The organism is Bacillus sp. LR--39, from assembly GCF_053613335.1.
This window is the reverse complement of record NZ_JBSIOT010000860.1, coordinates 1-713: the sequence shown is the minus strand read 5'-3', so window position 1 is coordinate 713 and position 713 is coordinate 1. Positions and strand designations below refer to the sequence as shown.

At 47.5% G+C, this 713-nt stretch carries 2 pseudogenes; both read left to right on the top strand.

Annotation, left to right across the window (positions count from 1 at the left end):
* Positions 1 to 232: pseudogene (gene etfB / locus ACWHAR_RS27055) on the top strand (electron transfer flavoprotein subunit beta); the annotation flags it as partial.
* Between the two features lie 35 nt (positions 233 to 267).
* Positions 268 to 713, top strand: a pseudogene (gene etfA, locus ACWHAR_RS27050) (electron transfer flavoprotein subunit alpha); the annotation flags it as partial.

The window sequence follows — 713 nt, the reverse complement described above, 5'->3', positions numbered from 1 at the left end:
CGAGCCGCGCTATCCATCGCTTCCGGGAATTATGAAGGCTAAGAAAAAGCCGCTTGAAGAGCTTGAACTTGATGATCTTGACCTGGACGAAGAGGATGCTGAACCAAAGCTGAAAACCATTGAGCGTTTTCTGCCGCCGAAAAAAGAAGCCGGGAAGCTTCTCCAAGGTGAGCCTGACGAACAGGCAAAAGAGCTTGTCTCATTGCTCCGCAGCGAAGCTAAAGTCATTTAAAGCTTGGACATTCAAAGAAACAGGGGGATGTTAGAATGGGAAAAAAAGTGATCGTGCTTGGAGAAATACGCGATGGGGAATTGCGGAATGTCACCTTTGAAGCAATAGCTGCAGGAAGAACCATTTCAGGAGATGGAGAAGTCATCGGTGTTCTCATCGGTGAAAATGTACAAAGCATTGCACAAGAGCTTATTCATTACGGAGCAGATAAAGTTCTTACCGCTGAGGACCCGAGGCTGAAAACATACACGGCAGACGGGTACAGCCAGGTCATGAGAGGTGTTATCGAGCAAGAAAATCCTGATTCAGTCATCTTCGGGCATACGGCAATGGGCAAGGATCTTTCACCGAAGCTTGCTGCCCGTCTGCAAACAGGCTTAATTTCTGATGCTATAGATGTAAGCGTTACCGGAGGGAATGTTGTGTTCACACGGCCGATTTACTCGGGGAAAGCTTTTGAACGCATCATTTCAACCGATCC